This window comes from Streptomyces sp. NPDC026500, from assembly GCF_055567635.1.
Genome location: NZ_JBVHQB010000004.1, coordinates 364700 through 390702, shown reverse-complemented (window position 1 = coordinate 390702; position 26003 = coordinate 364700). Strand labels below are relative to the sequence as shown.

Sequence of the window (26003 nt, the reverse complement as noted above, 5' to 3'; positions counted from 1 at the left end):
GACGGCAGCATTCTGCCTGTTCAGATGAACTGAGTGGTCTGCGTTCAGGTGGCTGGTCTCAGGGTGCGTCTATGGAAAGATCCGTAAGGGGTGTCGACTTCTCGAAATGTTTCGAAAGTTTCCCCGATCGCGCGATCGTTCTGCACGGCCGCTCGGAAGGGGCCGGAGGTGCGACGCGGTGGGCGGAGAAGAACCCGGACATGCAAAAGACCCCACATGAAGTGGGGTCCTGCTGGTGTCCGAGGGGGGACTTGAACCCCCACGCCCGATAAAGGGCACTAGCACCTCAAGCTAGCGCGTCTGCCATTCCGCCACCCGGACAAGGTGTTTGTCGCGCGGGTTTCCCTCGCGGCGACAGAGGAAACATTACCAGGCTTTCGAGGTGCCTCGATCACCCCCCGTCGCCGCGTGAACGGCGTGTGACGGGCCGGGACCGGCCTTGGGGAGGAAGGAGATCGGAGGGAGGATGAGGGGGACCACCAGCGGCGACAGCGGGAGGAAGCAGCGTGAGCGAGAGCGGCACGACCAGGAACGTCACGGGCGAGGACGAGGTCGTGGACCTCTGTCGTGAGCTGATCCGGATCGACACCAGCAATTACGGGGACCACTCGGGCCCGGGTGAGCGCAAGGCCGCGGAGTACGTCGCCGAGAAGCTCGCCGAGGTCGGACTGGAGCCGCGCGTCTTCGAGTCGCACAAGGGGCGCGCCTCCACGGTGGCCCGCATCGAGGGCGAGGACCCCTCACGGCCCGCGCTGCTCATCCACGGCCACACCGATGTCGTACCGGCCAACGCGGTGGACTGGACCCATCACCCCTTCTCCGGCGAGATCGCCGACGGAATGGTGTGGGGCCGCGGCGCGGTCGACATGAAGGACATGGACGCCATGACGCTGGCGGTCGTACGGGAGCGGATGCGCACCGGCCGCAAGCCCCCGCGTGACATCGTCCTCGCCTTCCTCGCCGACGAGGAGGCGGGCGGAACGTTCGGCGCCCGGCATCTGGTCGACAAGCACCCGGACCTCTTCGAGGGCGTCACGGAGGCGATCGGCGAGGTCGGCGGGTTCTCCTTCACGGTCAACGAGAAGCTGCGGCTGTACCTCGTCGAGACCGCGCAGAAGGGCATGCACTGGATGAAGCTGACCGTGGACGGCACCGCCGGACACGGGTCGATGATCCACAAGGACAACGCGATCACCGAGCTGTCCGAGGCCGTCGGCCGGCTCGGCCGGCACAAGTTCCCGGTGCGTGTGACGAAGACCCTGCGGCACTTCCTCGACGAACTCGGCGACGCGCTGGGCACCGAGCTCGACCCGGAGAACATGGACGAGACGCTGGCCAGGCTCGGCGGCATCGCCAAGCTCATCGGCGCCTCCCTGCAGAACACCGCCAACCCGACCCAGCTGGGCGCCGGTTACAAGGTCAACGTGATTCCGGGGCAGGCCACCGCGCACGTCGACGGCCGCTATCTGCCGGGCTACGAGGAGGAGTTCCTCGCCGACCTCGACCGGATTCTCGGCCCCCGGGTGAAGCGCGAGGACGTGCACGCGGACAAGGCGCTGGAGACCGGCTTCGACGGCGCCCTCGTCGACGCCATGCAGACCGCGCTCTCGGCCGAGGACCCGATCGCGCGTGCCGTGCCGTACATGCTCTCGGCCGGCACCGACGCCAAGTCCTTCGCCGACCTCGGCATCCGCTGCTTCGGTTTCGCCCCGCTCAAGCTGCCGCCGGAGCTGGACTTCGCGGGCATGTTCCACGGTGTCGACGAGCGGGTGCCGGTGGACGCCCTCCAGTTCGGCGTCCGCGTACTGGACCGTTTCATCGACGCGTCGTGACGCGCCGATGACGTGCCGCCGACGGGTTGTCCTGACACTTCCCGCACGGGTTGTGGGGAGTTGACGCCGACATTCGCCCGTGCGTGCGGAGATCGCCCGGGACGGGTGAATGCGACCATAAGCCCATAGCCCTACTACTCCCTCCTCGTTACAGGTGTTGCGATCCGCTGCTTGGGATCGCATTTGCCTACAAGGAGGAATAATGATCAAGAAGATCGTCGCCGCCGCGGCTGCCACTGGTGGTCTGGTTCTCGCGGGTGCGGGCCTGGCCGTCGCCGACTCGGGTGCCCAGGGTGCCGCTGTGCAGTCCCCGGGCGTCGTCTCCGGCAATGTCATTCAGGTGCCTGTTCACGTCCCGGTGAACGTTTGCGGCAACACGATCTCCGTGATCGGGCTGCTGAACCCCACCTTCGGCAACACCTGCGTCAACCACTGACGTTGTGCCTCATCCCATGAGGGGGCACCCCATGGGGCACCTCATGAGGGTCACTTCGTGAAGGTCTGAGCTCGTCGGCCCCGGAGTGCGCGCCATGCGCTCCGGGGCCGACCGGCTTTCCGCGCACACGTCCCGTGGGCGTGCGCGTGTTCCGGATGGTCCACGTCCCAAGGACTGATGGTCCACGTCCCAAGGACTTAAGGCAGGGATTCAGCTATGCGACAGGTCACCCGCAAAGGCCTGATGACCGTGGCGGCGGCCAGTGGTGTGCTCGCGGTCACCGGCGTCTCCGCACACGCCGACTCGGGTGCGCTCGGCTCCGCGTCGGACTCTCCCGGCGTGCTGTCGGGCAACACCGTGCAGGCGCCGGTGCACGCGCCGGTCAACGTCTGCGGAAACACCGTGAGTGTGGTCGGGTTGCTCAACCCGGCGATGGGCAACACCTGTGTCAACCACGGCGGCTACGCCGGCCGGGGGACCCACTCGGGCGGCGGTTCACGGGCCGGTGGCCACGCCGGTCACTCGCCCGGGGTGGGCTCCGGCAACCACGTACAGGCGCCGGTCGACGCCCCCGTCAATGTCTGCGGCAACAGCGTGAACGTCGTGGGGATCGGCAACGCGGCGGCGGGCGACAGCTGCGCCAACGGTGGGTCCGGCGGTGGCCACCACACCCCCCGGCCCGGCGGCCACCAGACACCCCCACCCGGACACCCGGGTCACCCGGGACACCCGGGTCACCCGGGACACCCGGGTCACCCCGGACACCCGGGGCAGCCGGGCCACCCCGACCAACCTTGTCACCCGGGTCACTCCGAGCACCCCGGCCACCCCGGCCACCCGGGGCACCCGGGTCACCCCGGGCACCCGGGTCAGCCGGGCGGCTCCGGAACCCCTGGTCACCCCGGAACGCCCGGTCAGCCGGGCAACCCCGGAACCCCGGGCCAGCCGGGTCAGCCCGGTCACGCCGGTCAGCCGGGCACGTTCCCCGCAGGCGGCGGCCAGCACCGTGGCAGCGCCTCACAGGTCGGTCAGCCGGGCTCGCGGGCCGTCGTGCAAGCCACCCCGGACGGCGCGGCCCAGCTCGCCCACACGGGAAGTGAGCTGCCGCTCGGCGCGGTCGTACCGGCGGGAGCCGCCGCGCTCCTGGCCGGCGCCGTGCTCTACCGCCGGGCGCGTTCGGCGGCGTAACGCAGTGTTGGTGCGGTGATCACACCGGGGAGCGAGGGCGCAGGCGTGACCCGGTGCGGCGCGGCGCAGGGGTGATCACTGCGCGGCACCGTGGTGACCGAGGCACTACGCCTTGCTACGCGACGTGAGCGACGGTGCGGGCCCCGCGATGGCGAGGGCCCGCACCGGTTCAGCGGTCTTCCGTCACCACGTGGCGCGTACCTGGCGAATGATCCGTCGCCGCAACCGCACTCTGCGGCTGCCGTCGCGGAGCAGGCTCAGGCGGTCCAACTCCCAGTGTCCGTACTCTGCATGGTCCGTCAGCAGACGTGTCGTGTCCTTGCGGGAAACCCCGCGAGGTACGTACACGTCGACAAATTCGTATTCCGGCATCGCATCTATTGTGCGGGCAGAGGCCCTGTACGGATAGCGTCTGCACTATGTCTGATGCTGTGCAGCCCACCGCTGCCGAGGTACGCGCCGCCGCCGAGGCGGTCAAGACCGCTCTCGACCGCCACCTGGCCGCGGTCGAGCGCAGGACGGGCGATGACGACCCGGCCGTCTACGAGGCTTTCAACGAGCTCGCCGCGGCGGCCGAGGAGTACGACGAGCTCCTCTACGACCGCTATGACGAGGTCACGCCCTTCGAGATCCCCGGCAGTGACGACACGCTGCCTCCGTACACCGGACCCGAGGAGCCGAACGCGCTGAGCGTGGTGATCCGCCGGGACTACGCCGTGGTGGAGCCGCAACGACTGCTGGCGCAGGCCCAGCGGGTGGAGGCGGTGGAGGAGGACGGCGCCACCGTAACCGAAGGCTTCGACGCGGCGGCCGGCACCGTTCACGGTGCGCTCGGGGTCCTGTTCGGAGAGTTCGAGCCGGACGAGATCGCCACCCGGCACAAGGAATTCGGGCTGGAGGAGGGCGACTCCACGCTCTGGGTGACCGCCGCCGACGAACCCGCCGAGCCCGGTGAATGGCTGGAGGCACCCTTCGAGTCGATCGACCCGCAGCGTGTCGTCTGCCGCTTCGACGTCAGCGCGGTGTTCGACGACGAGTCGGACGACGACCTGGACGACGACCTCGGCTCCGACGGGGAGATCGACCCCCTGGACCCTCTGGACGCGGATCGCTGAGGCGGGCCCGGCAACGAGGACGAGCACGGGTGGCGGTCACCGGAAAACGGTGGCCGCCACCCGCGTGTCCGCACACGGCAGCCGTACACCCCGGTAGCCGTACGGCCCGGCGACCGCACGGCCCGGTGGGCGTGCGGCCCGGTGGGCGTGCGGGCCCGTGTGACAGTACGGCCCGGGGCGTGCGGGCCCGGGTGACCGTACGGCCCGGCAGCCGTACGGGCTCGGCAGCCGCGCGGGCCCGGTGCTGATCAGCCCGTGGCCGGTGCCTGTGCCTTCAGCAGAGCCTGCAGCCGCGTGGTGCGCGGCTTCTGCGGGACCTCCGCCACCGCGTGCGGCAGCGCCTGCTCCACCCCGTGCACGACCGAGAGGTGACGCTCGGCCCGCCCGAAGGCCGTGTACACCCACGGCCGGGTCAGGGCCGCCGCGGCGTCGCCCGGGAGCACCACGACCGCGGCGGGCCAGCGCAGCCCCACCGCCTGGTGCGCGGTGAGCGCCCAGCCGTGCCGCACGGACTGCTCCACCCGCTCCTTCGGTACGACGACGGGGACGCCCGAGCACTCCAGGTGCAGCCCCTCGGCGTCGGCCTTCACCACATGGCCCGGCAGCGTACGACCCGGTGCGGGGGAGTAGACGATCCGGTCGCCCGGGTCGAAGCCGCCGAAACGGCCCGGACCGGGGTTCAGCCGCTCCTTGAGCGCGGTGTTCAGCGCGCGGGTGCCGACCGCGCCGCCGTGCCCCGGGGTGATCACCTGCGTCTGCTCGGCCGGGATGCCGATCGCGCGCGGGACCGAGTCGGCGACCAGCTGAACCGTCCGGTGCACCGCCTCTCCGGCGTCGCGCACGGGAACGATCACGACCTCCTTGCCGGGCGCCTCGACCTGGTTGAGCTCGCCGATGCCGACCCCGGAGACCAGCTCGCCGATGGGTCCCGGGTCAGGGGTCCGCGAGGCCACCTGCGGGCAGGCGCGGGCGGCGAGCAGGTCCGCGAAGACCCGGCCGGGGCCCGCCGACCAGAGCACCGCCGGATCACCGCTCAGCACGAGGCGCGCCCCGTCCGGCAGGGACTCGGCGATCATCGCCGCCGTCTCGACGTCGAGCTGCGGCGCGTCGAGGACGACCAGGACGTCCAGGTCCAGGGCGCCGTCCATGTCCCGGCCCGGCCGCTCGGTGCCGGAGAGAAGCCCGGCGACGGTGGCGACACCGGTCTCCGCGCCGTCCGTGGGGCTGTCCGCGGGGGCCTCGGCCAGTCGGGCCGCGAAGCCGTCGCGGCCACCCGCGGTGTGTGTGGCGGCCCAGCCGCGCAGGCCGAGCCCACGTGCCGCGTGCAGCAGCGCGGCGGCCTCGGACCGGGAGGCGTCACCGCCGGTGTGCAGCACCAGGCCGTGAGCGGCGACCGCGCGGATCAGCTCCCCGGCGGAGCGGGGGGCCGAGGCCGCGGCCCGCTCCCAGTCGGCGGCCGAACCGTCCTCCTTCGGTACCGAGTTCATCACCCGGGCGAGTCCGTCGGCGAGGCTCTCCTCGGCCAGCGCGTACCGCTCCAGGCCGATCAGGATCCGCACCGGGCGCTCCTGCGGCTCCTCCGCGTCGTCCTCGGACGCCGGGGCCGGGGGAGCCGTGTCCAGCGCGTCCTGGAAGACCAGCGCCTCGCCCTCCGCGAGAGCGCTCTGCACGGCCGCGTCCGGGTCCGGCACCGAGCGCTGGGAGAGGGCGGCGGTGAGCGCCGCGGCGTCCAGCGCGGTGTGCCCGGCGACGGCCGCCTGCTCCAGCAGCCACACGGTCAGCGCCATGCCACGGCGCTCGTCGTCCGGGCCGCACTCCGCGCCGAGCAGTACCCGGGCGAACCCGTCGGCCTGCTCGGGCCGCACTCCGGGGACCCGCAGCAACTGCCAGGGATCCTCGCGCAGTTGGTCGTCGGCGCCCTCGCCCAGGACCGCGACGACCTGTGCCGCGAGCGCCTCGGGGGCGCCGCCCCCGGCCAGTACGGCACGGACGGCCCCGACGGCCTCCGGCGCGGCGGCCGGCGCCGGTGCGGTCGGCGCGGCCACGGGCTGCGGCCGCCGCACGGGCTCCGGCGCGGTCCTGCGCGGTGCGGGATCCGGCTCGCGGAAGGCGGTGGCCACGGGCTTCTCGCCGCTCTCCACGGCCCGCACCGCCGCGAGCAGGTCAGCGGCCGTGCCGCTGAGCTTGCCCCCGGCCTCGATCGGCGCCTGCTTCTCGGCCTTCCGCCGCTCGATCCGCTCCCGCTCCACGCGCTGGGCCGCCAACTCGGCAGCCGCCTCGGACAACTGGGCGGCGCCTTCGGCGGTTTCGGTTCCCGCGGCGGCCTCCGTACCGTCGGCGGCCTCCGTACCGTCGGCGGTCTCCGCGCCCGTGCCGTCGCCCGCGTCCGTGCTCTCGCCCCCGGAGACGTCCCCGTCCCCGGAGGGGGCGTCCGCGTGGTCCAGGTCCTCGCCCGTGGTCTGCGGGGCGTCGGCGGCCGTGTCCGCGCCCGGCGTCCCCGGCTCCGCGTCCTCCGTGGTCTCGGGCTCCGTGCTCACAGCGTGCTCCAGTCGTGATCGGGATAGTGGTGCACCGGGGCCGACACGTCGTCGAGCGCCCGGCAGATCTCGTCAGGAAGACTAAGGGTCTCCACTGACAACGCGGCCGTGAGCTGCTGCGCGTTGCGCGCGCCGACGATGGGGGCGACGACCCCCGGCCGGTCGCGGACCCAGGCCAGCGCCACCTGGAGCGCGGTCACGGCGAGGCCGTCCGCGGCGGTCGTCACCGCCTCCACGATGCTGCTCGCCGTGTCGTCGAGATACGGCGCGACGAAGGGCGCGAGGTGTTCCGAGCCGCCCCGGGAGTCGGTCGGCGTCCCGTTGCGGTACTTGCCGGTGAGCACCCCGCGCCCGAGCGGCGAGGAGGGCAGCAGGCCGATCCCCAGGTCGAGGGCGGCCGGCAGAACCTCCCGCTCGACGCCGCGCTGGAGCAGGGAGTACTCCATCTGCGTACTGGCCAGCCGGGTACGTATACCGGGCGCCGCGAGCTGCCAGGTGGCGGCCTTGGCGAGCTGCCAGCCGCAGAAGTTGGACACCCCCGCGTAGCGCGCACGGCCGCTGCTGACGGCCAGGTCGAGGGCCTGGAGCGTTTCTTCGAGAGGCGTGCAGGGGTCGTAGGCGTGCACGTGCCACAGGTCCACGTAGTCCGTGCCCAGGCGGGCGAGCGAGGCGTCCAGGGCCGACAGCAGATGGCTGCGCGAGCCGTCGAAGCGGCGGTCCGGGTCGCGCACACTCCCCGCCTTCGTCGAGATGACCAGGTCCCGGCGCGGAACGAGCCCTTCCATGAGTTGTCCGAGCAGGTACTCGGCCTCCCCGTCGCCGTACACGTCCGCGGTGTCGACGAGGGTCCCGCCCGCTTCCCAGAACGTCTTCAAGAGGTCCGCGGCGTCATGCTCGTCGGTGTCCCGCCCCCACGTGAGGGTGCCGAGTCCGATCCGGGAAACACGCAGGCCGGTACGGCCGAGATGCCTCTGCTCCATGGACGCCGAGATTACTGTCCGGCACCGGCCGTGTGGGGGCCTGTGGACAACGGAAATCTCATCGATTGCCGCACGTGACGACAGGTGGCGCGGGCCGGCGTCCGGCACCCGCGTCCGTGGGCGTACGCGACGGGCGGCGCCGGCCGGGCGCAAGGGGCCGCTACGGCCGGCGCGGCAGTGCCCCGCGCCCGTGCCGAGAAGGCGAACGTGCCGCTCCCCGCCCGGGGCGCCCGCACGCTAGGGTCTCGGACACAAGGGACGTTACTGATCGGTAAGGGGAATCGGCCATGCAGCTCGGCATCAATCTCGGCTACTGGGGCGCCGGAATGGACGCGGACAATCTCGCCGTCGCCCAGGAGGCCGACCGGCTCGGATACGCCGTCTGCTGGGCCGCCGAGGCCTACGGCTCCGACGCGGCCACCGTGCTCAGCTGGGTCGCCGCCCAGACCGAGCGCATCGACGTCGGTTCGGCCATCTTCCAGATCCCGGCCCGGCAGCCCGCGATGACCGCGATGACCGCCGCGACACTGGACTCGCTGTCGGGGGGCCGCTTCCGCCTCGGCCTCGGTGTCTCCGGGCCGCAGGTGTCCGAGGGCTGGTACGGCGTCAAGTTCGACAAGCCGCTGGCCCGCACCCGCGAGTACGTGGAGATCGTGCGCAAGGCCATGACGCGCGAGCGGCTGTCCTTCGAGGGCGAGCACTGGACCCTGCCGCTGCCGGGCGGTCCGGGCAAGCCGCTGAAGCTGACCGTGCACCCGGAGCGCGAGCACATCCCGCTGTACATCGCCGCGATCGGCCCCAAGAACCTGGAGCAGACCGGCGAGATCGCGGACGGTGCGCTGCTGATCTTCCCCTCGGCCGAGCACCTCGAGGACACCGCGATCAAGTACCTGCGCGGGGGCCGCGAGAAGGCCGGGAAGACGATGGAAGGGTTCGACGTCTGCCCGACCCTTCCGCTCGCCCTCGGCGCCGACAAGGACGTCCCCGCGCTCGCCGACATGTTCCGCCCGTACACCGCGCTGTACGTCGGCGGCATGGGAAGCCGCAAGCAGAACTTCTACAACCAGCTCGCCCAGCGCATGGGCTACGAGAAGGAAGCCGCCGAGATCCAGGACAAGTACCTGTCCGGCGACAAGGAGGGCGCCGCCGCCGCCATCCCGCACGCGCTGATCGACCAGACGACCCTGCTCGGCTCGGTGGACCGCATCGCCGACCGCATGAAGGCGTACGCGGCCGCCGGGGTCACCACGCTCACGCTGGCCCCCGCGGGCTTCACGTTGGAGGACCGGATCGCCTCGCTGCGGGCCGGCTCCGACGCCCTGGAGCGCGCCGGCCTCGCGTGACCGTGCCGGAACGGCACCGGGAAAGTTCTGCGGCCGTGGTGGGGGCTCGGGGGTCTTCCCCGCCACGGCCGTCACGAGGAACAACGCGTCGACGGCCCCTTGGTTACGCGCCGGGGGCCGCCTCGTCGTCCATCGTTCGGCGGATTTGTCCGACACATCGGTTGCCGCGGCGCGAACATCCCATTTGACTCGTTTTCTGCACAACTCTGCAGAGAGGGTGTCAATGATGTTGTCCGCCAGGAGTCTGTTTCAGGAGATCCTCGACAACGACGAGTCCTACCGGCTCTTCTGCTCCATCGCCGCCAGCGGGGAGTCGCAGGGCGGCTGGGAGAACGCCCGGATCGCCGCACTGGTCCCGGCGGGCGAACGCGAGCTCGCTCCCAAGATCGCCCGGCACGGCGCCGACGAGGACAAGCACGGCCGGATCTTCAACGCCCTGATGAGGAAGCGCGGCCTCGAACCGGTCGAGGTCCCGCCCGACACCGACTACACGATGCTCCTGGAGCGGCACGGCATCGGGCTGGCGCACGACAAGCTCAAGGACGACCAGCAGCTCACCGTGCAGGACGTCGTCACCTATCTGGCCCACAGCCGGGTCACCGAACAGCGCGCCTCCGAGCAGATGGACCTGCTGCGCAGGAACTTCGCCGACCACCCCGACATCGGCCGCGCGGTGAGGATGATCTCGGCCGACGAGGACAACCACCTCGCCTACTGCCACGAGGAACTGCTGCGCTTCGCGTACGCCGGCCACGGCCGCGCCATCCAGCGGGCCCTGCGCGAGTGCGCGCTCGCCGAGATCCGCATCTATCGGGACGTCAGCCTCGCCGTGATGGCCCACATGGGGCGCCTCCTCGGCTGGTCCAGGGCCAGGGCGGTCGTCCTCGCCGCCGGCATCCACGCCGTGTACGTCTACGAGCGGGCCGGGGGCTGGCGCCGGATGGCGTCCCTGAAGATGCCCGAGCGGCGCGGCGCGTTGAACGGCCCCACCACGACGGCACCGGAGTTCGCCTGAACCGCCCGCGGACCTACAGCCAGCCCCGCCGCTTGAAGAGCCGGAACAGTGCGATCTCCAGGACGACCATGCACGCGATCACCGCCGGATACGACCACACCCAGTGCAGCTCGGGCATGTGGTCGAAGTTCATCCCGTAGATCCCCGCGATCATCGTGGGGACCGCGGCCATGGCAGCCCACGCGGAGATCTTCCGCATGTCGTCGTTCTGCCGCACGCTCATCTGCGCGAGATGCGCCGAGAGGATGTCCGACACCAGCCGGTCCAGACCCTCCACGGATTCGTTGACCCGCAGCAGATGGTCGTTCACGTCACGGAAGAAGGGCTGCGCCTTGCCTTCCACGAACGGCACGTCCGCCCCCCTGAGACCCGTGCCTGCGAGCCGGGCCAGCGGCACCGCCAGCGGGACCGTCGCCCTGCGGAACTCCTGCACCTGCCGCTTGAACGCGTAGATCCGCGAAGCGGTGTTCCGCGAGCCGCCGAGCTGCGGCGAGAAGACCTCCGCCTCCAGCTCCTCCAGGTCGGTGCCGAGCTCGGTCGCCACCTCCAGGTAGTGGTCCACCGTCGCGTCCGCGATCGAGTAAAGCACCGCCGTCGGTCCGTGCCGCAGCATCTCGGGGTCCGACTCCAGACGCCGCCGGACCGCCGCGAGGGGCGACTCCTCGCCGTGCCGCACGGTCACCACGAACGAGTCGCCGACGAAGACCATGACCTCGCCGGAGGTGACGGTGTCGCTCTCCGGCTCGTACGACACCGGTTTGAGGACCACGAAGAGTGAGTCCTCGTACACCTCCAGCTTGGGGCGCTGATGGGCCTTGAGGGCGTCCTCGACCGCCAGCGGATGGAGCCCGAACTCCTCCGTGACCAGGTGGAACTCCTTCTCCGTGGGCTCGTGGAGGCCGATCCACACGAAGGAGTCGCCCTCGGCACGGCACTGCGCGAGGGCGTCGGAGAGGTCGTCGGGGCCCTCCGTCCGCCGGCCGTCACGATAGATGGCGCAGTCGACGATCACGGAGCGCATTCTCCCGTCGTTGTGGCCCCGTCGCACACCGGGGGCCGCTTTCCACAGGGCCCGCCGGCTTCGCGGGCCGTCCGTTTACGCTGGGCCGCATGCCCACCCTGATCCTCGTCCGGCACGGACGCTCCACCGCCAACACCGCGGGACTGCTCGCCGGCTGGACCCCCGGCGTCGCCCTCGACGAGCGCGGCACCCAGCAGGCCGCGGCCCTGCCCGGCCGGCTCGCCGGGCTCCCGATCGCCGAGGTCGTCACGAGCCCGCTCCAGCGCTGCCAGGAGACGATCCGGCCGCTGCTGGAGGCCCGCCCCGACGTCGTCGCGCACACCGAGGAGCGTATCGGGGAGGCCCACTACGGCGACTGGTCGGGCCGCAAGCTCGCCGAGCTCAAGGACGAGCCGCTGATGGACGTCGTCCAGGCGCACCCGTCCGCGGCCGCGTTCCCGGGCGGCGAATCGATGCGGGCCATGCAGACCCGGGCCGCCGAGGCCGTACGCGAGTGGAACGCGCGCGTGGAGCGCGACCACGGCGCCGACGCGGTCTACCTCATGTGCTCGCACGGCGACATCATCAAGTCGCTCGTCGCCGACGCACTCGGACTTCATCTCGACCTCTTTCAACGGATCTCTGTCGAACCGTGTTCCATCACCGCGATCCGTTACACCCGGCTGAGGCCCTTTCTCGTGCGTCTCGGGGACACCGGCGATTTCGCGTCCCTGGCGCCGCACGAGGAACCCCCGAGCGGCGACGCTCCGGTCGGGGGCGGTGCGGGCGCACCGTGATCGTCGGCCGCAGTAGGGTGAAGCGGTCGAACCAGCACAGTAGTTGTCAACCCGTTCTCAGCCGATGCGGGCCGACGCGGTCAGCCGGCCCCCATGCCGATTCAATGGAGACAGGACGTGTCCCGTCAGGTGTTCCTCTACGACCCCCCGGACCGCTTCGTGGCCGGTACGGTCGGGTTGCCCGGACGCCGTACCTTCTTCCTGCAGGCATCCTCGGGCCCCCGGGTGACGAGTGTGGCCCTCGAGAAGACCCAGGTCGCCGCGCTCGCCGAGCGGATGGACGAGCTCCTCGACGAGGTCGTCCGGCGCACCGGGGGCAGCGCCCCGGTCCCGGCGATGGCCCCCACCGAGGTGTCCGACACCGCGCCCCTCGACACCCCCGTGGAGGAGGAGTTCCGGGTCGGCACCATGGCGCTGGCCTGGGACGGTGAAGAGCAGCGCATGATCGTCGAGGCACAGGCACTCGTGGAGGTCGAGGCGGAGTCCGACGAGGACCTCGCCGAGGCCGAGGAGCGGCTGCTCCAGGACGAGGAGAACGGCCCGCCGATGCTCCGGGTCCGGCTCACCGGAGCGCAGGCCAGGGCCTTCGCCAAGCGCGCACTCGACGTCGTCAACGCCGGCCGGCCCCCCTGCCCGCTGTGCAGCCTCCCGCTCGACCCGGAAGGACACGTATGTCCGCGCCAGAACGGATACCGCCGCGGAGCGTGACGACCGCCGAGCTGCTCGCCCGGGGTGAGCTGAAGGTACGCGGACGGATCCGCGAGGCCTCGAACGCGGTGCTGTACTGCTCCGTGTCGTACGAGGGCCGCGAGGCGTTCTGCGTCTACAAACCCGTCGCCGGGGAGCGGCCGCTGTGGGACTTCCCCGACGGCACGCTCGCCCAGCGCGAGGTCGCGGCGTACGAGGTCTCCGAGGCGACCGGCTGGGGGCTCGTCCCCACCACCGTGCTGCGCGACGGGCCGTACGGCGAGGGCATGTGCCAGCTGTGGATCGAGGCGTCGGCGGAGAACGACGGGGAGGGGCTCCTCGCGCTCGTGGAGGGCGAGGAGCCGGCCGAGGGCTGGAAGGCGATCGGCTTCGCCGAGGTCGGGGAGGGCGAGACGGCCCTGCTCGTCCACGCCGACGACACCCGGCTGCGGCGGCTCGCCGTCCTCGACGCCGTCATCAACAACGCCGACCGCAAGGGCGGCCATCTGTTGCCCGCGCAGGAGGGCCGCCTCTACGCCATCGACCACGGGGTCACCTTCAACGCCGAGAACAAGCTGCGCACGCTGCTGTGGGGCTGGGCGGGGGAACCACTGACGGCCGAGGCGCTGGAGGTCCTCGCCTCCCTGCGCGACGCCCTGGCGCCGGGCGCACCGCTGGCCACCCGCTTGGCCGAACTGGTCACCGCCGTCGAGATCGACGCCACACGCGCACGGGTCGAGGAGATGCTCGCCTCCGGGAAACACCCGGAACCGAGCGGGGAATGGCCGGCGATTCCCTGGCCTCCGGTGTAGCGAGGCGGCGCGTCCGCACCGGCCGGGGAACCGCGCAAGGGGGTCTTCCCGGCCAACAGGTGCTGCCCGGTTCGTATACGGAAGTCCCGTCCGGTTAGGCTCATGACATGTATGCCTGGCCCGCTTCTGAGGTCCCCGCCCTGCCTGGTGAGGGCCGCGACCTCCGGATCCACGACACCGCGACCGGTGGGCTCGTCACCCTCCACCCCGGACCCGTCGCCCGTATCTACGTCTGCGGCATCACGCCGTACGACGCCACCCACATGGGACACGCGGCGACCTACAACGCGTTCGACCTCGTGCAGCGCGTGTGGCTCGACACCAAGCGGCAGGTTCACTACGTCCAGAACGTGACGGACGTCGACGACCCGCTGCTGGAGCGGGCCGAGCGCGACGGCGTCGACTGGGTGGGACTCGCCGAGAAGGAGACCGCCCTCTTCCGCGAGGACATGACCGCCCTGCGGATGCTGCCGCCGCGCCACTACATAGGCGCCGTCGAGGCGATACCCGGCATCGTGCCGCTCGTCGAGCGGCTGCGGGACGCCGGAGCGGCGTACGAACTCGAAGGCGACGTGTACTTCTCCGTCGAGGCCGACCCCGACTTCGGCAAGGTGTCCAACCTGGACGCCGCCACGATGCGCCTGCTCTCCGCGGAGCGCGGCGGCGACCCGGACCGGGCCGGCAAGAAGAACCCCCTCGACCCGATGCTGTGGATGGCCGCCCGCGAGGGCGAGCCGAGCTGGGACGGCGGCTCGCTGGGCCGCGGCCGGCCGGGCTGGCACATCGAGTGCGTCGCCATCGCCCTCGACCACCTGGGCATGGGCTTCGACGTCCAGGGCGGCGGTTCCGACCTCGCCTTCCCGCACCACGAGATGGGCGCCTCGCACGCCCAGGTGCTGACCGGCGAATTCCCGATGGCCAAGGCGTACGTCCACGCCGGCATGGTCGCGCTGCACGGCGAGAAGATGTCGAAGTCCAAGGGCAACCTCGTCTTCGTGTCCCGGCTGCGGCGCGACGGGGTCGACCCGGCCGCGATCCGTCTCGCGCTGCTCGCGCACCACTACCGGTCCGACTGGGAGTGGACGGACAGCGTCCTCGACGAAGCCGTCGCGCGCCTGGAGAACTGGCGGGCCGCGGTGTCCCGGCCCGACGGGCCGTCAGCCGACGCCCTCGTCGAGGAGATCCGCGCCGCCCTGGCCGAGGACCTCGACGCACCGGCCGCGCTCGCCGCGGTCGACCGCTGGGCCGCGCTCCAGCACGAGAGCGGCGGTACGGACGAGGGTGCCCCGGGCATCGTCTCGCGGGCCGTCGACGCGCTCCTCGGCGTCGCCCTGTAGTACCTCGTCCCGCCCGCTCCACCGGGAGCGGCGGGACATACGAATGCCGGGCGGAGATTCTCCGCCCGGCACTCTCTACGCCGTTGGAACTCCCGTCCCTACTTGGTCACGATGACGGACTGGACGGCACCGGTGCCGGTGTCGTAGATCCCGTAGACCTGCTGCCCGTAGGCGAAGGCCTTCTGGACCACGTCGTGGGTCACCTGGTTGGGATTGACCAGCCGGCGCCAGCCGTTGTCGATGAACAGGTAGAGGGCCTGCGGCTGGCCGGGGAGCGCGGTGACGACGTCCTGGAAGTGCTGGGCCATGCCGATGGCCAGGGCCCGGCTCTCGACGGCGCTCTGCAGGATCAGCGGCTCGCCCTGCTGGATCTGCTGGTGCTGCTGCTGACCGCCGAGCTGCTGGATCTGCTGCTGACCGCCGAGTTGCTGGAGCAGTTGCTGGAACGGCTGCTGCTGACCGAGCTGCTGGAGCTGCTGCTGCAGGTGCTGCGGAACCTGCTGACCGATCTCGTGCCGGCCGAAGGGCTGCTGCGTCTGCTGCCCGATCGGCATCTGCTGCGCGACGGGCATCTGCGGCCCGAACGGCTGCTGTTGGCCGATGCCCTGCTGCTGGTAGGGCGATGTGCTCGGGTACTGCTGCTGTCCCTGCTGTCCCTGCTGTCCCTGCTGTCCTTGCTGGCTCATCTGCGGGATCGTGCTCATGCGCGGTGCCACCTTCCATCAATGGTTGGTTGCGTTCCGTTTCGGTCTGTTGCGGTCTTTTGCTGCTGGTTGTCGTCCGTTGCGGTCAGGGAGGGCCGGATCCTCAGCCCGTGACGACCAGGCCGACGATCTCGTCGTCCGAGAACCAGACCCGTACGTCGGGCCGTCCCCCCGCGAAGGCGGAGTGCACCGCCTGACGGATCTCGGGGGACGGGTTGTTCAGGTTGCGCCAGGCACCGGCCACGTACAGCCGGAGCCTCGGCGGGAGTTCGCGCGGATACGGCAGCAGCTCGTCCCAGTACCGTTCGGCCCGGCCCGAGCCGACCGCCTCCGGCAGCAGTCGGGTGACCGCCGCCTTGATGTCCGGCCGGTTGCCGATCCGCTGCGACGCGGGCCGGCCCGGTGCGTCCTGCTGCGGGGAACCCGTGGCCCGCAGCAGGACGCGCGCACGCTCCGAGGACATCGGTGCCTGGCCCGCCGCTTTGAGCATGCCCTGCAGCGCGGCCAGTGCGCCGACCACCACCGGGGAGGCGGAAGAGGTCCCGGAGAACGTGTCCGTGTACCAGGCGATCTCCTCGGCGCCGCCCTGCAGATCGCCGGGCCGGTCCCAGAAGCCGCCGGTGGTCGTGACCTCGCGTCCCCAGCCCTGCGCGTCCACGCGTGCCCCGTAGTTGGAGAAAGCGAGCCGTGAACGGTCCGGGCCGTGGTCGCGGCCGTGCGTGCCGGGCGGCGGTGCGCCCGCGCCGACCAGGATCGCCCCGGAGGACTGGTTGGAGGGGTTGAAGGGGTTGCGCCACCACTCGGGGAACTCCGCGGGGCGGCGTTCGTACACCGCGTCGTCGAGCGACTCGGCGCCGTTGCCGGCGGCCGCCACCACGAGGATGCCCCGGGCGGTCGCGTACTGGATGGCCGCGAAGTTGTCGGGCCACCATTCGAGCGCTATGTAGCCCGCCTGGGTGTCGCGCTCCTCGAAGTCGAACCGGGGCCCCGGGGACTGCAGTTCGACCAGGATGATGTCGCCGGGGCTCAGCCGTTCCGCCGCCGCGTGGATCGCCGCGGCCGTTCCGATGCCCTGGAAGGACGCGGCCGCGGTCACGGCGTCCGGCGCGATTCCGGTGATCCCGTGCTCATTTCGGTCGCCGCCGATCACGCCGATGACGGCGGTGCCGTGGTTGCGCCAGGCGAGGTCCGTGTGAGGCGTGCCGACGACGACGCCGGCGAGTTTCGACGCCAGGTCCTCGTGTCCGAGCTGCCAGGCGCCCTCCACGTCGATCACGGTGACGCCCTGGCCCGAACCGCCCGGCCGCTGCCAGGCCCAGTACGCGTCGACGCCCTCGGGCGCCGGGCGCAAGTAGCCCTGCCGGCTCGTGAAGTCGGGGGTGACGGGCGCCCCTTCCTTCAGGCGCTGGCTGTCGTCGGCGCTCTGGCCGGTCCACTGTGCCGATCCCCGCGAGGCCGGAACGGCACCCGGCTTCACATACGCCGTGTCGATCTCCGGCAGTGCGGCGATCCGTGCGCGCAGCTCCTGGGCGCGGCTCTCCACGCCGCGTACCCGGTAGAAGAGTGCGAGGTCGGGCCCGCCCCCGGGTCCCGTCGCCGCGGACTGCTCAAGCCGTTCCTCGCTGCCGAACAGCGGCTCCAGGGCCAGCTGTTCGTCACTGAGGAACATGTTGAGGGCCGATACGTCGGAGCCCGCCGCCGAGCGGACGCCCTCGGACCGGGCACGCAGCCGGGCCTCCGGACGTGCGACGACGATCAGCTCCTGCTCGGCTCCTCGGTAGGTGAATCCCGCTCCGTCGGGCCCCGGCCCGGACGTTCCCGGGCCCTGCGCCGGCTGTACCTGGTCGGTCATCGCGTACCGCTCCCTTCGATCCCTGGGGGTGCCGGTCCATGCGTGTGCCGTTCGATGCGTGTGTCGTTGTCGTGCCGTGTGCTGTCCTCCGGCCGGCGCCGAGTGCCATGTCCCGTTGCCGGGCGGCGCCTTCGGGGCTCAACCTGGCACGCCCACGGCGTCCCGTCCACCCCGTCTTCGCCAACTTGGTTTGAAAACAAGTTGAATTGGGAAACCTGTGCAATCCGTCCTGAAACAGATGTCACGCCGAATACAGGCCAAAGGCTATGGACATGGATGTCATGTGGTGGGGCGACAGCGGCCGTTGACCGCCGGGAGCGCGACTGGACGCCACCGTTGTGGGCGTGATGGACCGCGTCCGGCGTCGGCCCCGACGGCCGGAAGGGGCGGCACGCGTCGCGCGTGCCGCCCCTTCCGGATCGGTCCGGGTGACGGGTACTTCGCAATCGGTCCCCGAGACTCAGGCCCCGAAATTCAGTTCTCGGAAGTCGGTCCCCGAGAGTCGGTTCTCGGATGTCCGTCCCCGGAACTCAGTCCTCGGAGGAGTCCGACGTGCCGGAGGGATCGGAGGGACCGGAGGAATCCGCCGCGTCCGAGGGGTCCGACGTATCCCTGGACTCCGGCGTGCCAGGCGCCTTCGACGTGCCCGAGGTGTCCTTGGACGTACCCGAAGGGTTCTTGGGTCCCTTTGAGCCCTTTGAGCCCTTGGCGCCGGGCTCGCGGTCCCGGGCCTCCGTGTCGGGGCCGTCGGTGGCCTCGCCCGGCTCTGTCTCGCTGTGCGACTCCTCGTCCGCCCCGGCGTCCTGACCGGTGTCGGAGTCGGGGCGCTGCGTCAGCGGCGGCCGGGTGCGGCCGCCGGGAGTGTCGCGGAGGTACGAGGCCGGCTCCCCGCTCTCCGTCGCGTGGCCGCCGGCCCCCGCGGTCGGACCGCCGCCGTCCCTGCGGCGCAGGTAACGCTCGAACTCGCGGGCGATCGCCTCGCCGGACGCCTCCGGCAGCTCGGCGGTGTCCCGGGCCTCCTCCAGCGTCTGCACATACTCGGCGACCTCGCTGTCCTCGGCGGCCAGCTGGTCCACGCCCAGCTGCCAGGCCCGCGCGTCCTCGGGCAGCTCGCCCAGCGGAATGCGCAGGTCGATGAGGTCCTCCAGGCGGTTGAGCAGAGCCAGCGTCGCCTTCGGGTTGGGCGGCTGCGACACGTAGTGCGGTACGGCCGCCCACAGCGACACGGCCGGTACGCCCGCGTGCGTGCACGCCTCCTGGAGGATGCCGACGATGCCCGTGGGGCCCTCGTACTTGGTCTCCTCCAGGTCCATCGTGCGGGCCAGGTCGGAGTCGGAGGTGACTCCGCTGACCGGCACCGGACGGGTGTGCGGGGTGTCGCCGAGCAGCGCGCCCAGGATCACCACCAGCTCCACGCCCAGTTCGTGCGCGAAACCGAGCAGTTCGTTGCAGAACGAGCGCCAGCGCATCGAAGGCTCGATGCCCCTGACCAGCACGAGATCGCGCGGCTTCTCGCCGCCGATCCGGACCACCGACAGACGCGTGGTCGGCCAGGTGATCTTGCGTACGCCACCGTCCAGCCACACGGTGGGGCGGTTCACCTGGAAGTCGTAGTAGTCCTCGGCGTCCAGCGCCGCGAACACCTCGCCCTTCCATTCCCTGTCCAGATGCGCGACCGCGGCGGAGGCGGCGTCGCCGGCGTCGTTCCAGCCTTCGAACGCGGCCACCATGACTGGGTCGATCAGCTCGGGAACCCCCTCCAGCTCGATCACCCAGCGCCTCCTTCCGATGTGCCCTCGCGTACGCCTCAACCTTACGGCGTGCCGAGGGGGCCTCCGCAGCCCCCTTGCACGGGGGAGTGAACGGATCACTGCCCCGTCGGGGGCCCGGAAACACGCGTGCACGCCGCCCCGGCCCGCCGCGCAGTCGTCCGAGCTGTCCATGGCCAACCTGCCCGGAGGTCGGGGACGTTGCCGTGGCCCGCATCACGGCTCGGACGACCGGGAGAGATCCGATGTCCCAGGAGCTAGAGCGTGGATCTGAGCCGCTGTTCCACACTCGCGATGTGCACCGTCGCCCACGACCGGGCCGCCTCGGCGTCCCGGTCGCGCAGGGCCGACAGGATGGCGCGATGCTCGCGCAGGGTGCCGGCGACCGCGTCCTCCTGGGTCGGGCCCCGCCGGACGCGGGCCCGGGTGGTGGGTCCGGACAGGCTCTCCAGCAGGGAGCACAGCACCGAGTTGCCCGAGGCCGACGCGATGCCCCGGTGGAAGTCCAGGTCGCAGGCGACGAGTTCCTCCACCGACGGTTCCGCACCGAGTCCGTCCAACTGGGCGGAGAGCGCGTCCAGTTGCTGCTCGCTGATGCGGGCGGCCGCCATCGCCGTGGCCGCGGGCTCCAGGATGCGCCGCACGGCGAGGAATTCCAGAACTGTGTCGTCGCGGTGGAAGTCGACGACGAAACTCAGTGCCTCCAGGAGGAGTTGCGGGTCCAGGCTCGTGACGTACGTGCCGTCGCCCTGGCGCACGTCCAGGATGCGGATGAGGGACAGGGCGCGGACCGCTTCCCGCAAGGAGTTGCGGGACAGGCCGAGTTCGGCCGCCAGTTCGTTCTCCTTGGGGAGCCGGTCGCCGGGACGCAGAGCGCCGGAGACGATCATTGACTTGATCTTCTCGATCGCCTCGTCGGTGACTGCCATGGCGCGGCCTCCCTGTCACTCGGAATGCCCCTCAGACATCCGATGTATCAGGGACATTATGGGGGTTCAGCGGGCTGAACGGGGAGCGTCCCGGAGACCGTGCGGCGCCCGCGCATGAGTGAGGGGCGGCACCCCCCGTGGGAGCCGCCCCTCACCCGACCGTGCGCCTACTTGTTGTCGAGCACGTCCTGCACCCTGCCGCGGACGTCGTCCGTGGCGAGACCCCGGATCGTCAGCGTCGTACGGCGGCGCAGCACGTCGTCCGCCGTCTCGGCCCACTCGTTGTCCCGGGCGTAGACGACCTGGGCCCAGATCTCCGGGGCGTCCGGGTGGACGCGCTCGCCGAGCGCCGGGTTCTCGTTCGCCAGCCGGGCGATGTCGAAGGCCAGCGAGCCGTAGTGGGTGGCCAGATGCCTGGCCGTGTCGGCGGCCATGCGCGGGCCGGGCGCCGGGCCGTCCACCAGCAGGCGGTGCGCGACCGCGCGCGGGTTGGCGACACCGGGGAGCGGCAGCTTCCTCGGCAGCTCGGAGATCGGCTCGAAGTCCTCGCCCAGCGGGCTGCCCGGCAGCGCCTCCAGCTTCTTCATGACCGTACGGCCGATGTGCCGGAAGGTGGTCCACTTGCCGCCCGCGACGGACAGCATCCCGCCGCGGCCTTCCGTGACGACCGTCTCGCGCTTGGCCTTCGACGTGTCGCCGGGGCCGCCCGGCAGCACCCGCAGACCGGCGAAGGAGTACGTGATCAGGTCACGCGAGAGCTGCTGGTCGCGGATGGAGAACGCGGCCTCGTCCAGGATCTGGGCGGTGTCCTTCTCGGTGACCGAGACGTCCGCCGGGTCGCCCTCGTACTCCTCGTCGGTGGTCCCGAGCAGGAGCATGTCCTCCCACGGGAGCGCGAAGGTGATGCGGTACTTGTCGATCGGGGTGGCCAGCGCGGCCTTCCAGGGGGAGGTGCGCTTCAGGACCAGGTGCGCGCCCTTGGACAGGCGTATGGAGGGAGCCGCGTTCGGATCCTCCAGCTTGCGCAGGTGGTCGACCCACGGGCCGGTCGCGTTCAGCACGAGCCGGGCGTTCACGCCGAACTCGTCGCCGGACAGCCGGTCCCGCAGCTCCGCGCCCGTCACCCGGCCCCGGGTGAAGCGCAGGCCCGTGACCTCGGCGTGGTTCAGGACGGCGGCGCCCGACTCGACGGCCGCGCGGACCGTCATGAGGGCCATGCGGGAGTCGTTCATCTGGTCGTCGCCGTACACGGCAACGGCCTTGAGGTTGTCGGTGCGCAGCTCGGGCACGTCCTGCGCGGCCTTCGAGGGGCTGAGCAGATGGCCCACGCCGTCACCGAAGGCGGACAGGGCCGAGTAGGCGAAGACGCCCGCTCCGAGCTTCGCCGCGCCGTGCGGCCCGCCCTTGTACACGGGGAGGTAGAAGGTGAGCGGGTTCGCCAGGTGGGGGGCCACCTGGCGGGAGACCGCACGGCGCTCGAAGTGGTTCTCCGCCACCAGCTTCACCGCGCCGGTCTGCAGGTAGCGCAGACCGCCGTGGAGAAGCTTGGAGGAGGCGGAGGAGGTGGCGCCGGCGAAGTCGCCGGCGTCGACCAGCGCCACCCGCAGTCCGGACTGCGCGGCGTGCCAGGCGGTGGAGATGCCCAGGATGCCGCCGCCGATGACGAGGAGGTCGTACGTTGCCTTGGAAAGCTGCTCCCGGGCCTCGGCGCGGCTCGGGTTGGAGCCGGAGGCCGGGTGCGTGCCGAGGGCAGGCACGGACTGCAGGGTGGGCTGGCTGGTCATTGCGGGTTCTTACTCCTCGTCAGTTCTCGTCTTCGATCCAGCCCATGGTCCGCTCGACGGCCTTGAGCCAGCTCTTGTACTCACGGTCGCGGACGTCCGCGTCCATGTTCGGGGTCCATTCCGCGGCCCGGCGCCAGTTGGCGCGCAGGTCCTCGGTGTTGGTCCAGAAGCCGACGGCGAGGCCGGCGGCGTAGGCGGCGCCGAGGCAGGTGGTCTCGGCGACCATCGGGCGCACCACGGGGGCGTCCAGGACGTCGGCCAAGGTCTGCATCAGCAGGTTGTTGGAGGTCATGCCGCCGTCGACCTTGAGCGCCGTGAGCTCGACGCCGGAGTCCTTGGTCATGGCGTCGCTGATCTCACGGGTCTGCCAGGCGGTGGCCTCCAGGACGGCGCGCGCGATGTGCGCCTTGGTGACGTACCGGGTCAGGCCGGCGATCACACCGCGGGCGTCGGGACGCCAGTACGGGGCGAACAGACCGGAGAAGGCCGGTACGAAGTACGCGCCGCCGTTGTCCTCGACCGAGGACGCGAGCGTCTCGATCTCGGCGGCGGACTTGATCAGGCCCATCTGGTCGCGCATCCACTGCACCAGGGAGCCGGTGACGGCGATGGAGCCTTCCAGGGCGTAGACCGGCTCCTGGTCGCCGATCCGGTAGCCGACCGTGGTCAGCAGGCCCGAGTAGGAGTTGATGATCTTGTCACCGGTGTTCATCAGCATGAAGGTGCCGGTGCCGTAGGTGGACTTGGCCTCGCCCTCGGAGAAGCAGGTCTGGCCGAACAGGGCCGCCTGCTGGTCGCCGAGCGCGGAGGCGACCGGGATGCCGCCGAGCAGGTCGCCGAGCGGGCCGCCGGTGACCTCGCCGTAGACCTCGGCGGAGGAGCGGATCTCGGGCAGCATCGCCAGCGGGACGCCGATGGACTCGGCGATCTTCTCGTCCCACGCCAGGGTGTGCAGGTTCATCAGCATGGTGCGGGAGGCGTTGGTGACGTCGGTGACGTGCTTGCCGCCGTCGACACCGCCGGTCAGGTTCCAGATGACCCAGGTGTCCATGGTGCCGAAGAGGATGTCCCCGGCCTCGGCGCGCTCGCGCAGGCCCTCGACGTTGTCGAGGAGCCAGCGGGCCTTGGGGCCGGCGAAGTACGACGCGAGCGGCAGGCCGGTCTCGCGGCGGAAACGGTCCTGCCCGACGTTGCGGCCGAGTTCCCGGCAGAGGGCGTCGGTGCGGGTGTCCTGCCAGACGAGGGCGTTGTGGACGGGCTCACCGGTGTTCTTGTCCCACAGCAGCGTGGTCTCACGCTGGTTGGTGATGCCGATGGCCTTGATGTCGTCGCGGGTGATGCCGGCCTTGGAGATGGCTCCGGCGACGACCTCCTGGACGTTGGTCCAGATCTCGGCGGCGTCGTGCTCGACCCAGCCCGGCTTCGGGAAGATCTGCTCGTGCTCCTTCTGGTCGACGGAGACGATGCGTCCGTCGCGGTCGAAGACGATGCAGCGGGACGAGGTTGTGCCCTGGTCGATCGCGGCGATGAAGGGGCCGGCGGTGTGTGCGTCGGTCACGGTGTGCTCCTGGTGTCCGTCGGGAAGGGGCTGTTTACGGCGCGGTGCTTCTAAGCGGTGCTGTGCGGCTCGCGGCTCTTGGGGCGCGGCTTCCAAGCGTGCTGGAGCGGGGGCTCCTAAGCGAAGGCGACGTTGTATATGCCTGCTGCGATCGCGCCGCCGATGAGCGGACCGACGACCGGTATCCAGGCGTAGCTCCAGTCGGAACCACCCTTGTTGGGCAGGGGGAGCAGGGCGTGCACGATGCGCGGACCGAGGTCACGGGCCGGGTTGATCGCGTAGCCGGTGGGGCCGCCGAGCGAGAGGCCGATGCTCACCACCACGAAGGAGGTGATCAGGGCGCCCAGGGTGCCCAGGCCGTTGCCGTTGTCGTTCAGACCCTGCGTGAGGATCGCGAGGATCAGGACGACGGTGCCGATGATCTCGGTGGCGAGGTTCTGCACGATGTTCCGGATCTCGGGGCCGGTGGAGAAGATGCCGAGCACGGGGCCCGCGCCGGTCTCCTGGGCCTCGACGGCCTTGGTCCTGGTGGCCTGCGCACCCGGACCACCGACGATCTCGCGGTCGGTGAGGTGCGCGAGGAACTGACCGTAGTAGGCGACCCAGACCAGCGACGCACCGATCATGGCGCCGAGCAGCTGCCCGCCCCAGTAGGTGGCCAGGTTGCTGTAGTCGTCGTCCTTGATCGCGAGGGCGAGTGTCACGGCCGGGTTGAGGTGAGCGCCGGAGAGCGGCGCCGAGATGTAGACCGCGGTCATGACCGCGAAGCCCCACCCGAAGGCGATGGCGAGCCATCCGGCGCCTCGCGCCTTGGAGGCCTTCAGCGTGACGGCGGCGCACACGCCACCGCCCAGCAGGATGAGAACGGCGGTACCGATGGTCTCGCCGATGAAGATGTCGGAGCTGGACACCCGCGACTCCTTTGTCCTTCGTCCAGGGGAAGCCGAACCCCGGGTCCCTCCGGTGGTTCGTGCTCTCGGGGAGTGAGAGCGGTCTCGGCCCTGGCATTGCCACACTCTAACGCGTATTACCGGTAGGTGTTCGACAATGTCGACCGATGGACGGGAGTCTTGCTCTCGCGTTACCAGCTCGTCAAGGGTTCGGTTATCGAAAACACGATCGTTATTGATTGCTGTGTGCTATCGGTGCGTCGTCGCCCGTCCCAGGGCATACGAAGGAGGCCGGGAAGCATTCCGCTTCCCGGCCTTGTCTCCTGTGAACCTCGGACCCCGTCCCGCTCGAACCCGGGACCTGTGCGCTTCGGAACCGCCCGGTGAACGCCGTACGCGTCGGGACCGCCTGGTGAACGCCGTACGCGTCGGGACCGCCTGGTGAACGGCGTTCGCGTCAGAACCGCCTGGTGAACGCCGTACGCGTCAGAACCGCCCGGCGCCCAGGTCCCGCGACACCGCGCGGGCACAGTCCCGTACGGCGGCGATCAGGTCCGGGCGCAGCTCCCCGTCCTTGCACACCCGCTCCACGGCCCCGGTGATGCCCACCGCGCCGACGGGCATCCGCCGCCGGTTGTGGATCGGGGCGGCCACCGAGGCGACACCCGTCCAGGTCTCCTCGACGTCGTCCGCGTACCCGCGCCCGCGGGTCACGTCGAGAACGCCCTCGAACTGGTCCAGTTCGCTGATCGTCCGCGGTGTGAACGCCTTGCGCTCGACCTCCAGGACCTCGCTGTGCGCCACCGGGTCGTACGCCGACAGCACCTTGCCCAGCGCTGTGGAGTGCAGCGGCTGCATCGCCCCCACCTCCAGCACCTGACGGCTGTCGTCGGGCCGGAAGACGTGGTGCACGATCAGTACGCCCTGCTGGTGCAGCACGCCCAGATAGACGCTCTCGCCGCTGGAACGGGCCAGGTCGTCGGTCCACACCAGGGCACGCGCCCGCAGTTCGTGCACGTCGAGATAGGTGGTGCCGAGGCGCAGCAGCTCGGCGCCCAGCTGGTAGCGCCCGGAAGCCGTGTCCTGCTCGACGAACCCCTCCTGCTGGAGGGTGCGCAGGATGCCGTGGGCGGTGCCCTTGGCCAGGCCCAGCGAGGAGGCGATGTCCGACAGGCCGAGCTGTCGCTCGCCGCCCGCCAGCAGCCGCAGCATCGCCGCTGCCCGTTCGAGCGACTGGATGTTCCGTGCCATCGCCGTGCTGCCTCCGTCCCCTTCGACCGCCGGCGTGCGACTGCCCGCTGCCGTTCGGCAATGTCGAACACTACCGGTCGTCACCGAGCTCCCGCCAATGGGTGGTCGCCCCACGTTCCGTCCGTCTCCACACCACCGTCACCCACGCCACGCCCGTCCGGCTCGTGGACGCCCACGACTGATCGGC

Annotated in this window: 22 protein-coding genes and 1 tRNA gene; 10 read left to right on the top strand and 13 right to left on the bottom strand. The window is 71.0% G+C overall.

Annotated features, from left to right (window positions below; genetic code table 11):
• Positions 1–233: 233 nt before the first annotated feature.
• Positions 234–321, bottom strand: a tRNA-Leu gene (locus tag ACZ4N5_RS10010).
• 185 nt (positions 322–506) lie between these two features.
• Between ACZ4N5_RS10010 and ACZ4N5_RS10005 the strand changes: the two genes are divergently transcribed.
• From ACZ4N5_RS10005 to ACZ4N5_RS09995, 3 genes are all read left to right on the top strand, one after another.
• Entirely contained in the window at positions 507–1832 is a 1326-nt protein-coding gene (locus tag ACZ4N5_RS10005; RefSeq protein ID WP_355839903.1) for a M20/M25/M40 family metallo-hydrolase, read from the top strand.
• Positions 1833–2034: 202 nt separating this feature from the next.
• Positions 2035–2268, top strand: coding sequence for a chaplin ChpH (gene chpH, locus ACZ4N5_RS10000; protein WP_467756605.1), 234 nt, complete (start codon positions 2035–2037; stop codon positions 2266–2268).
• Between the two features lie 216 nt (positions 2269–2484).
• Positions 2485–3456, top strand: a complete 972-nt coding sequence (locus tag ACZ4N5_RS09995; protein ID WP_467756604.1) for a chaplin — start codon at positions 2485–2487, stop codon at positions 3454–3456.
• 183 nt (positions 3457–3639) lie between these two features.
• Here ACZ4N5_RS09995 and ACZ4N5_RS09990 read toward each other — a convergent pair whose 3' ends face one another.
• Complete coding sequence (locus tag ACZ4N5_RS09990; protein WP_326788735.1) at positions 3640–3828, bottom strand: DUF5703 family protein; 189 nt, start codon at positions 3826–3828, stop codon at positions 3640–3642.
• Positions 3829–3875: 47 nt separating this feature from the next.
• On the opposite strand from ACZ4N5_RS09990, the gene ACZ4N5_RS09985 reads away from it, so the two are divergent.
• A complete protein-coding gene (locus tag ACZ4N5_RS09985; RefSeq protein ID WP_467756603.1) occupies positions 3876–4571 on the top strand; it encodes a hypothetical protein in 696 nt (231 codons plus the stop codon).
• A 248-nt stretch (positions 4572–4819) separates the two neighbouring features.
• Here the strand turns inward: ACZ4N5_RS09985 and ACZ4N5_RS09980 are convergent, their stop codons facing one another.
• On the bottom strand, positions 4820–7108 hold the full coding sequence (locus tag ACZ4N5_RS09980; protein WP_467756602.1) for a helix-hairpin-helix domain-containing protein: 2289 nt from the start codon (positions 7106–7108) through the stop codon (positions 4820–4822).
• Positions 7105–8088, bottom strand: coding sequence for an aldo/keto reductase (locus ACZ4N5_RS09975; protein WP_355839895.1), 984 nt, complete (start codon positions 8086–8088; stop codon positions 7105–7107). The genes ACZ4N5_RS09980 and ACZ4N5_RS09975 overlap by 4 nt, the downstream gene beginning before the upstream one ends.
• Before the next feature lie 287 nt (positions 8089–8375).
• Here ACZ4N5_RS09975 and ACZ4N5_RS09970 point away from each other — a divergent pair, with 287 nt between their 5' ends.
• Complete coding sequence (locus tag ACZ4N5_RS09970) at positions 8376–9431, top strand: LLM class F420-dependent oxidoreductase (RefSeq protein ID WP_467756601.1); 1056 nt, start codon at positions 8376–8378, stop codon at positions 9429–9431.
• Positions 9432–9657: 226 nt separating this feature from the next.
• Entirely contained in the window at positions 9658–10446 is a 789-nt protein-coding gene (locus ACZ4N5_RS09965; RefSeq protein WP_467756732.1) for a ferritin-like domain-containing protein, read from the top strand.
• A 13-nt stretch (positions 10447–10459) separates the two neighbouring features.
• Here the strand turns inward: ACZ4N5_RS09965 and corA are convergent, their stop codons facing one another.
• Entirely contained in the window at positions 10460–11458 is a 999-nt protein-coding gene (gene corA / locus ACZ4N5_RS09960) for a magnesium/cobalt transporter CorA (protein ID WP_467756731.1), read from the bottom strand.
• A gap of 98 nt (positions 11459–11556) precedes the next feature.
• Between corA and ACZ4N5_RS09955 the strand changes: the two genes are divergently transcribed.
• From ACZ4N5_RS09955 to mshC, 4 genes are all read left to right on the top strand, one after another.
• Positions 11557–12243 (top strand): histidine phosphatase family protein, encoded by a 687-nt coding sequence (locus ACZ4N5_RS09955; protein ID WP_467756600.1) that lies wholly within the window; start codon positions 11557–11559, stop codon positions 12241–12243.
• Between the two features lie 117 nt (positions 12244–12360).
• On the top strand, positions 12361–12951 hold the full coding sequence (locus ACZ4N5_RS09950; RefSeq protein WP_326788750.1) for a DUF3090 domain-containing protein: 591 nt from the start codon (positions 12361–12363) through the stop codon (positions 12949–12951).
• Complete coding sequence (locus tag ACZ4N5_RS09945) at positions 12915–13742, top strand: SCO1664 family protein (protein WP_467756599.1); 828 nt, start codon at positions 12915–12917, stop codon at positions 13740–13742. The genes ACZ4N5_RS09950 and ACZ4N5_RS09945 overlap by 37 nt, the downstream gene beginning before the upstream one ends.
• Before the next feature lie 107 nt (positions 13743–13849).
• Entirely contained in the window at positions 13850–15079 is a 1230-nt protein-coding gene (gene mshC, locus ACZ4N5_RS09940; protein WP_467756598.1) for a cysteine--1-D-myo-inosityl 2-amino-2-deoxy-alpha-D-glucopyranoside ligase, read from the top strand.
• 98 nt (positions 15080–15177) lie between these two features.
• On the opposite strand, the gene ACZ4N5_RS09935 is transcribed toward mshC, so the two are convergent.
• From ACZ4N5_RS09935 to ACZ4N5_RS09900, 8 genes are all read right to left on the bottom strand, one after another.
• Positions 15178–15783, bottom strand: a complete 606-nt coding sequence (locus ACZ4N5_RS09935) for a hypothetical protein (RefSeq protein WP_467756597.1) — start codon at positions 15781–15783, stop codon at positions 15178–15180.
• Positions 15784–15886: 103 nt separating this feature from the next.
• A complete protein-coding gene (locus ACZ4N5_RS09930; RefSeq protein ID WP_467756596.1) occupies positions 15887–17635 on the bottom strand; it encodes a S8 family peptidase in 1749 nt (582 codons plus the stop codon).
• 530 nt (positions 17636–18165) lie between these two features.
• Positions 18166–19407: a PAC2 family protein gene (locus ACZ4N5_RS09925; protein ID WP_467756595.1), complete on the bottom strand. Its 1242-nt coding sequence runs from the start codon at positions 19405–19407 to the stop codon at positions 18166–18168.
• Positions 19408–19661: 254 nt separating this feature from the next.
• Complete coding sequence (locus tag ACZ4N5_RS09920; RefSeq protein WP_467756594.1) at positions 19662–20333, bottom strand: FadR/GntR family transcriptional regulator; 672 nt, start codon at positions 20331–20333, stop codon at positions 19662–19664.
• A gap of 167 nt (positions 20334–20500) precedes the next feature.
• Positions 20501–22117, bottom strand: coding sequence for a glycerol-3-phosphate dehydrogenase/oxidase (locus tag ACZ4N5_RS09915; RefSeq protein WP_467756593.1), 1617 nt, complete (start codon positions 22115–22117; stop codon positions 20501–20503).
• 19 nt (positions 22118–22136) lie between these two features.
• Positions 22137–23675: a glycerol kinase GlpK gene (glpK, locus tag ACZ4N5_RS09910; protein WP_467756592.1), complete on the bottom strand. Its 1539-nt coding sequence runs from the start codon at positions 23673–23675 to the stop codon at positions 22137–22139.
• A 116-nt stretch (positions 23676–23791) separates the two neighbouring features.
• Entirely contained in the window at positions 23792–24586 is a 795-nt protein-coding gene (locus ACZ4N5_RS09905) for an MIP/aquaporin family protein (protein ID WP_467756591.1), read from the bottom strand.
• 465 nt (positions 24587–25051) lie between these two features.
• On the bottom strand, positions 25052–25816 hold the full coding sequence (locus ACZ4N5_RS09900) for an IclR family transcriptional regulator (protein WP_467756590.1): 765 nt from the start codon (positions 25814–25816) through the stop codon (positions 25052–25054).
• Between the last annotated feature and the right edge of the window lie 187 nt (positions 25817–26003).

Excerpts from the sequence above, each read along its gene's own strand:
- chpH (WP_467756605.1), top strand. The coding sequence starts at position 2,035 with ATGATCAAGAAGATCGTCGCCGCCGCGGCTGCCACTGGTGGTCTGGTT.
- ACZ4N5_RS09995 (WP_467756604.1), top strand. The coding sequence starts at position 2,485 with ATGCGACAGGTCACCCGCAAAGGCCTGATGACCGTGGCGGCGGCCAGT.
- ACZ4N5_RS09990 (WP_326788735.1), bottom strand. The coding sequence starts at position 3,828 with ATGCCGGAATACGAATTTGTCGACGTGTACGTACCTCGCGGGGTTTCC.
- ACZ4N5_RS09985 (WP_467756603.1), top strand. The coding sequence starts at position 3,876 with ATGTCTGATGCTGTGCAGCCCACCGCTGCCGAGGTACGCGCCGCCGCC.
- ACZ4N5_RS09975 (WP_355839895.1), bottom strand. The coding sequence starts at position 8,088 with ATGGAGCAGAGGCATCTCGGCCGTACCGGCCTGCGTGTTTCCCGGATC.
- ACZ4N5_RS09970 (WP_467756601.1), top strand. The coding sequence starts at position 8,376 with ATGCAGCTCGGCATCAATCTCGGCTACTGGGGCGCCGGAATGGACGCG.
- ACZ4N5_RS09965 (WP_467756732.1), top strand. The coding sequence starts at position 9,658 with ATGTTGTCCGCCAGGAGTCTGTTTCAGGAGATCCTCGACAACGACGAG.
- ACZ4N5_RS09955 (WP_467756600.1), top strand. The coding sequence starts at position 11,557 with ATGCCCACCCTGATCCTCGTCCGGCACGGACGCTCCACCGCCAACACC.
- ACZ4N5_RS09945 (WP_467756599.1), top strand. The coding sequence starts at position 12,915 with ATGTCCGCGCCAGAACGGATACCGCCGCGGAGCGTGACGACCGCCGAG.
- mshC (WP_467756598.1), top strand. The coding sequence starts at position 13,850 with ATGTATGCCTGGCCCGCTTCTGAGGTCCCCGCCCTGCCTGGTGAGGGC.
- ACZ4N5_RS09935 (WP_467756597.1), bottom strand. The coding sequence starts at position 15,783 with ATGAGCACGATCCCGCAGATGAGCCAGCAAGGACAGCAGGGACAGCAG.
- ACZ4N5_RS09930 (WP_467756596.1), bottom strand. The coding sequence starts at position 17,635 with ATGACCGACCAGGTACAGCCGGCGCAGGGCCCGGGAACGTCCGGGCCG.
- ACZ4N5_RS09920 (WP_467756594.1), bottom strand. The coding sequence starts at position 20,333 with ATGGCAGTCACCGACGAGGCGATCGAGAAGATCAAGTCAATGATCGTC.
- ACZ4N5_RS09915 (WP_467756593.1), bottom strand. The coding sequence starts at position 22,117 with ATGACCAGCCAGCCCACCCTGCAGTCCGTGCCTGCCCTCGGCACGCAC.
- ACZ4N5_RS09900 (WP_467756590.1), bottom strand. The coding sequence starts at position 25,816 with ATGGCACGGAACATCCAGTCGCTCGAACGGGCAGCGGCGATGCTGCGG.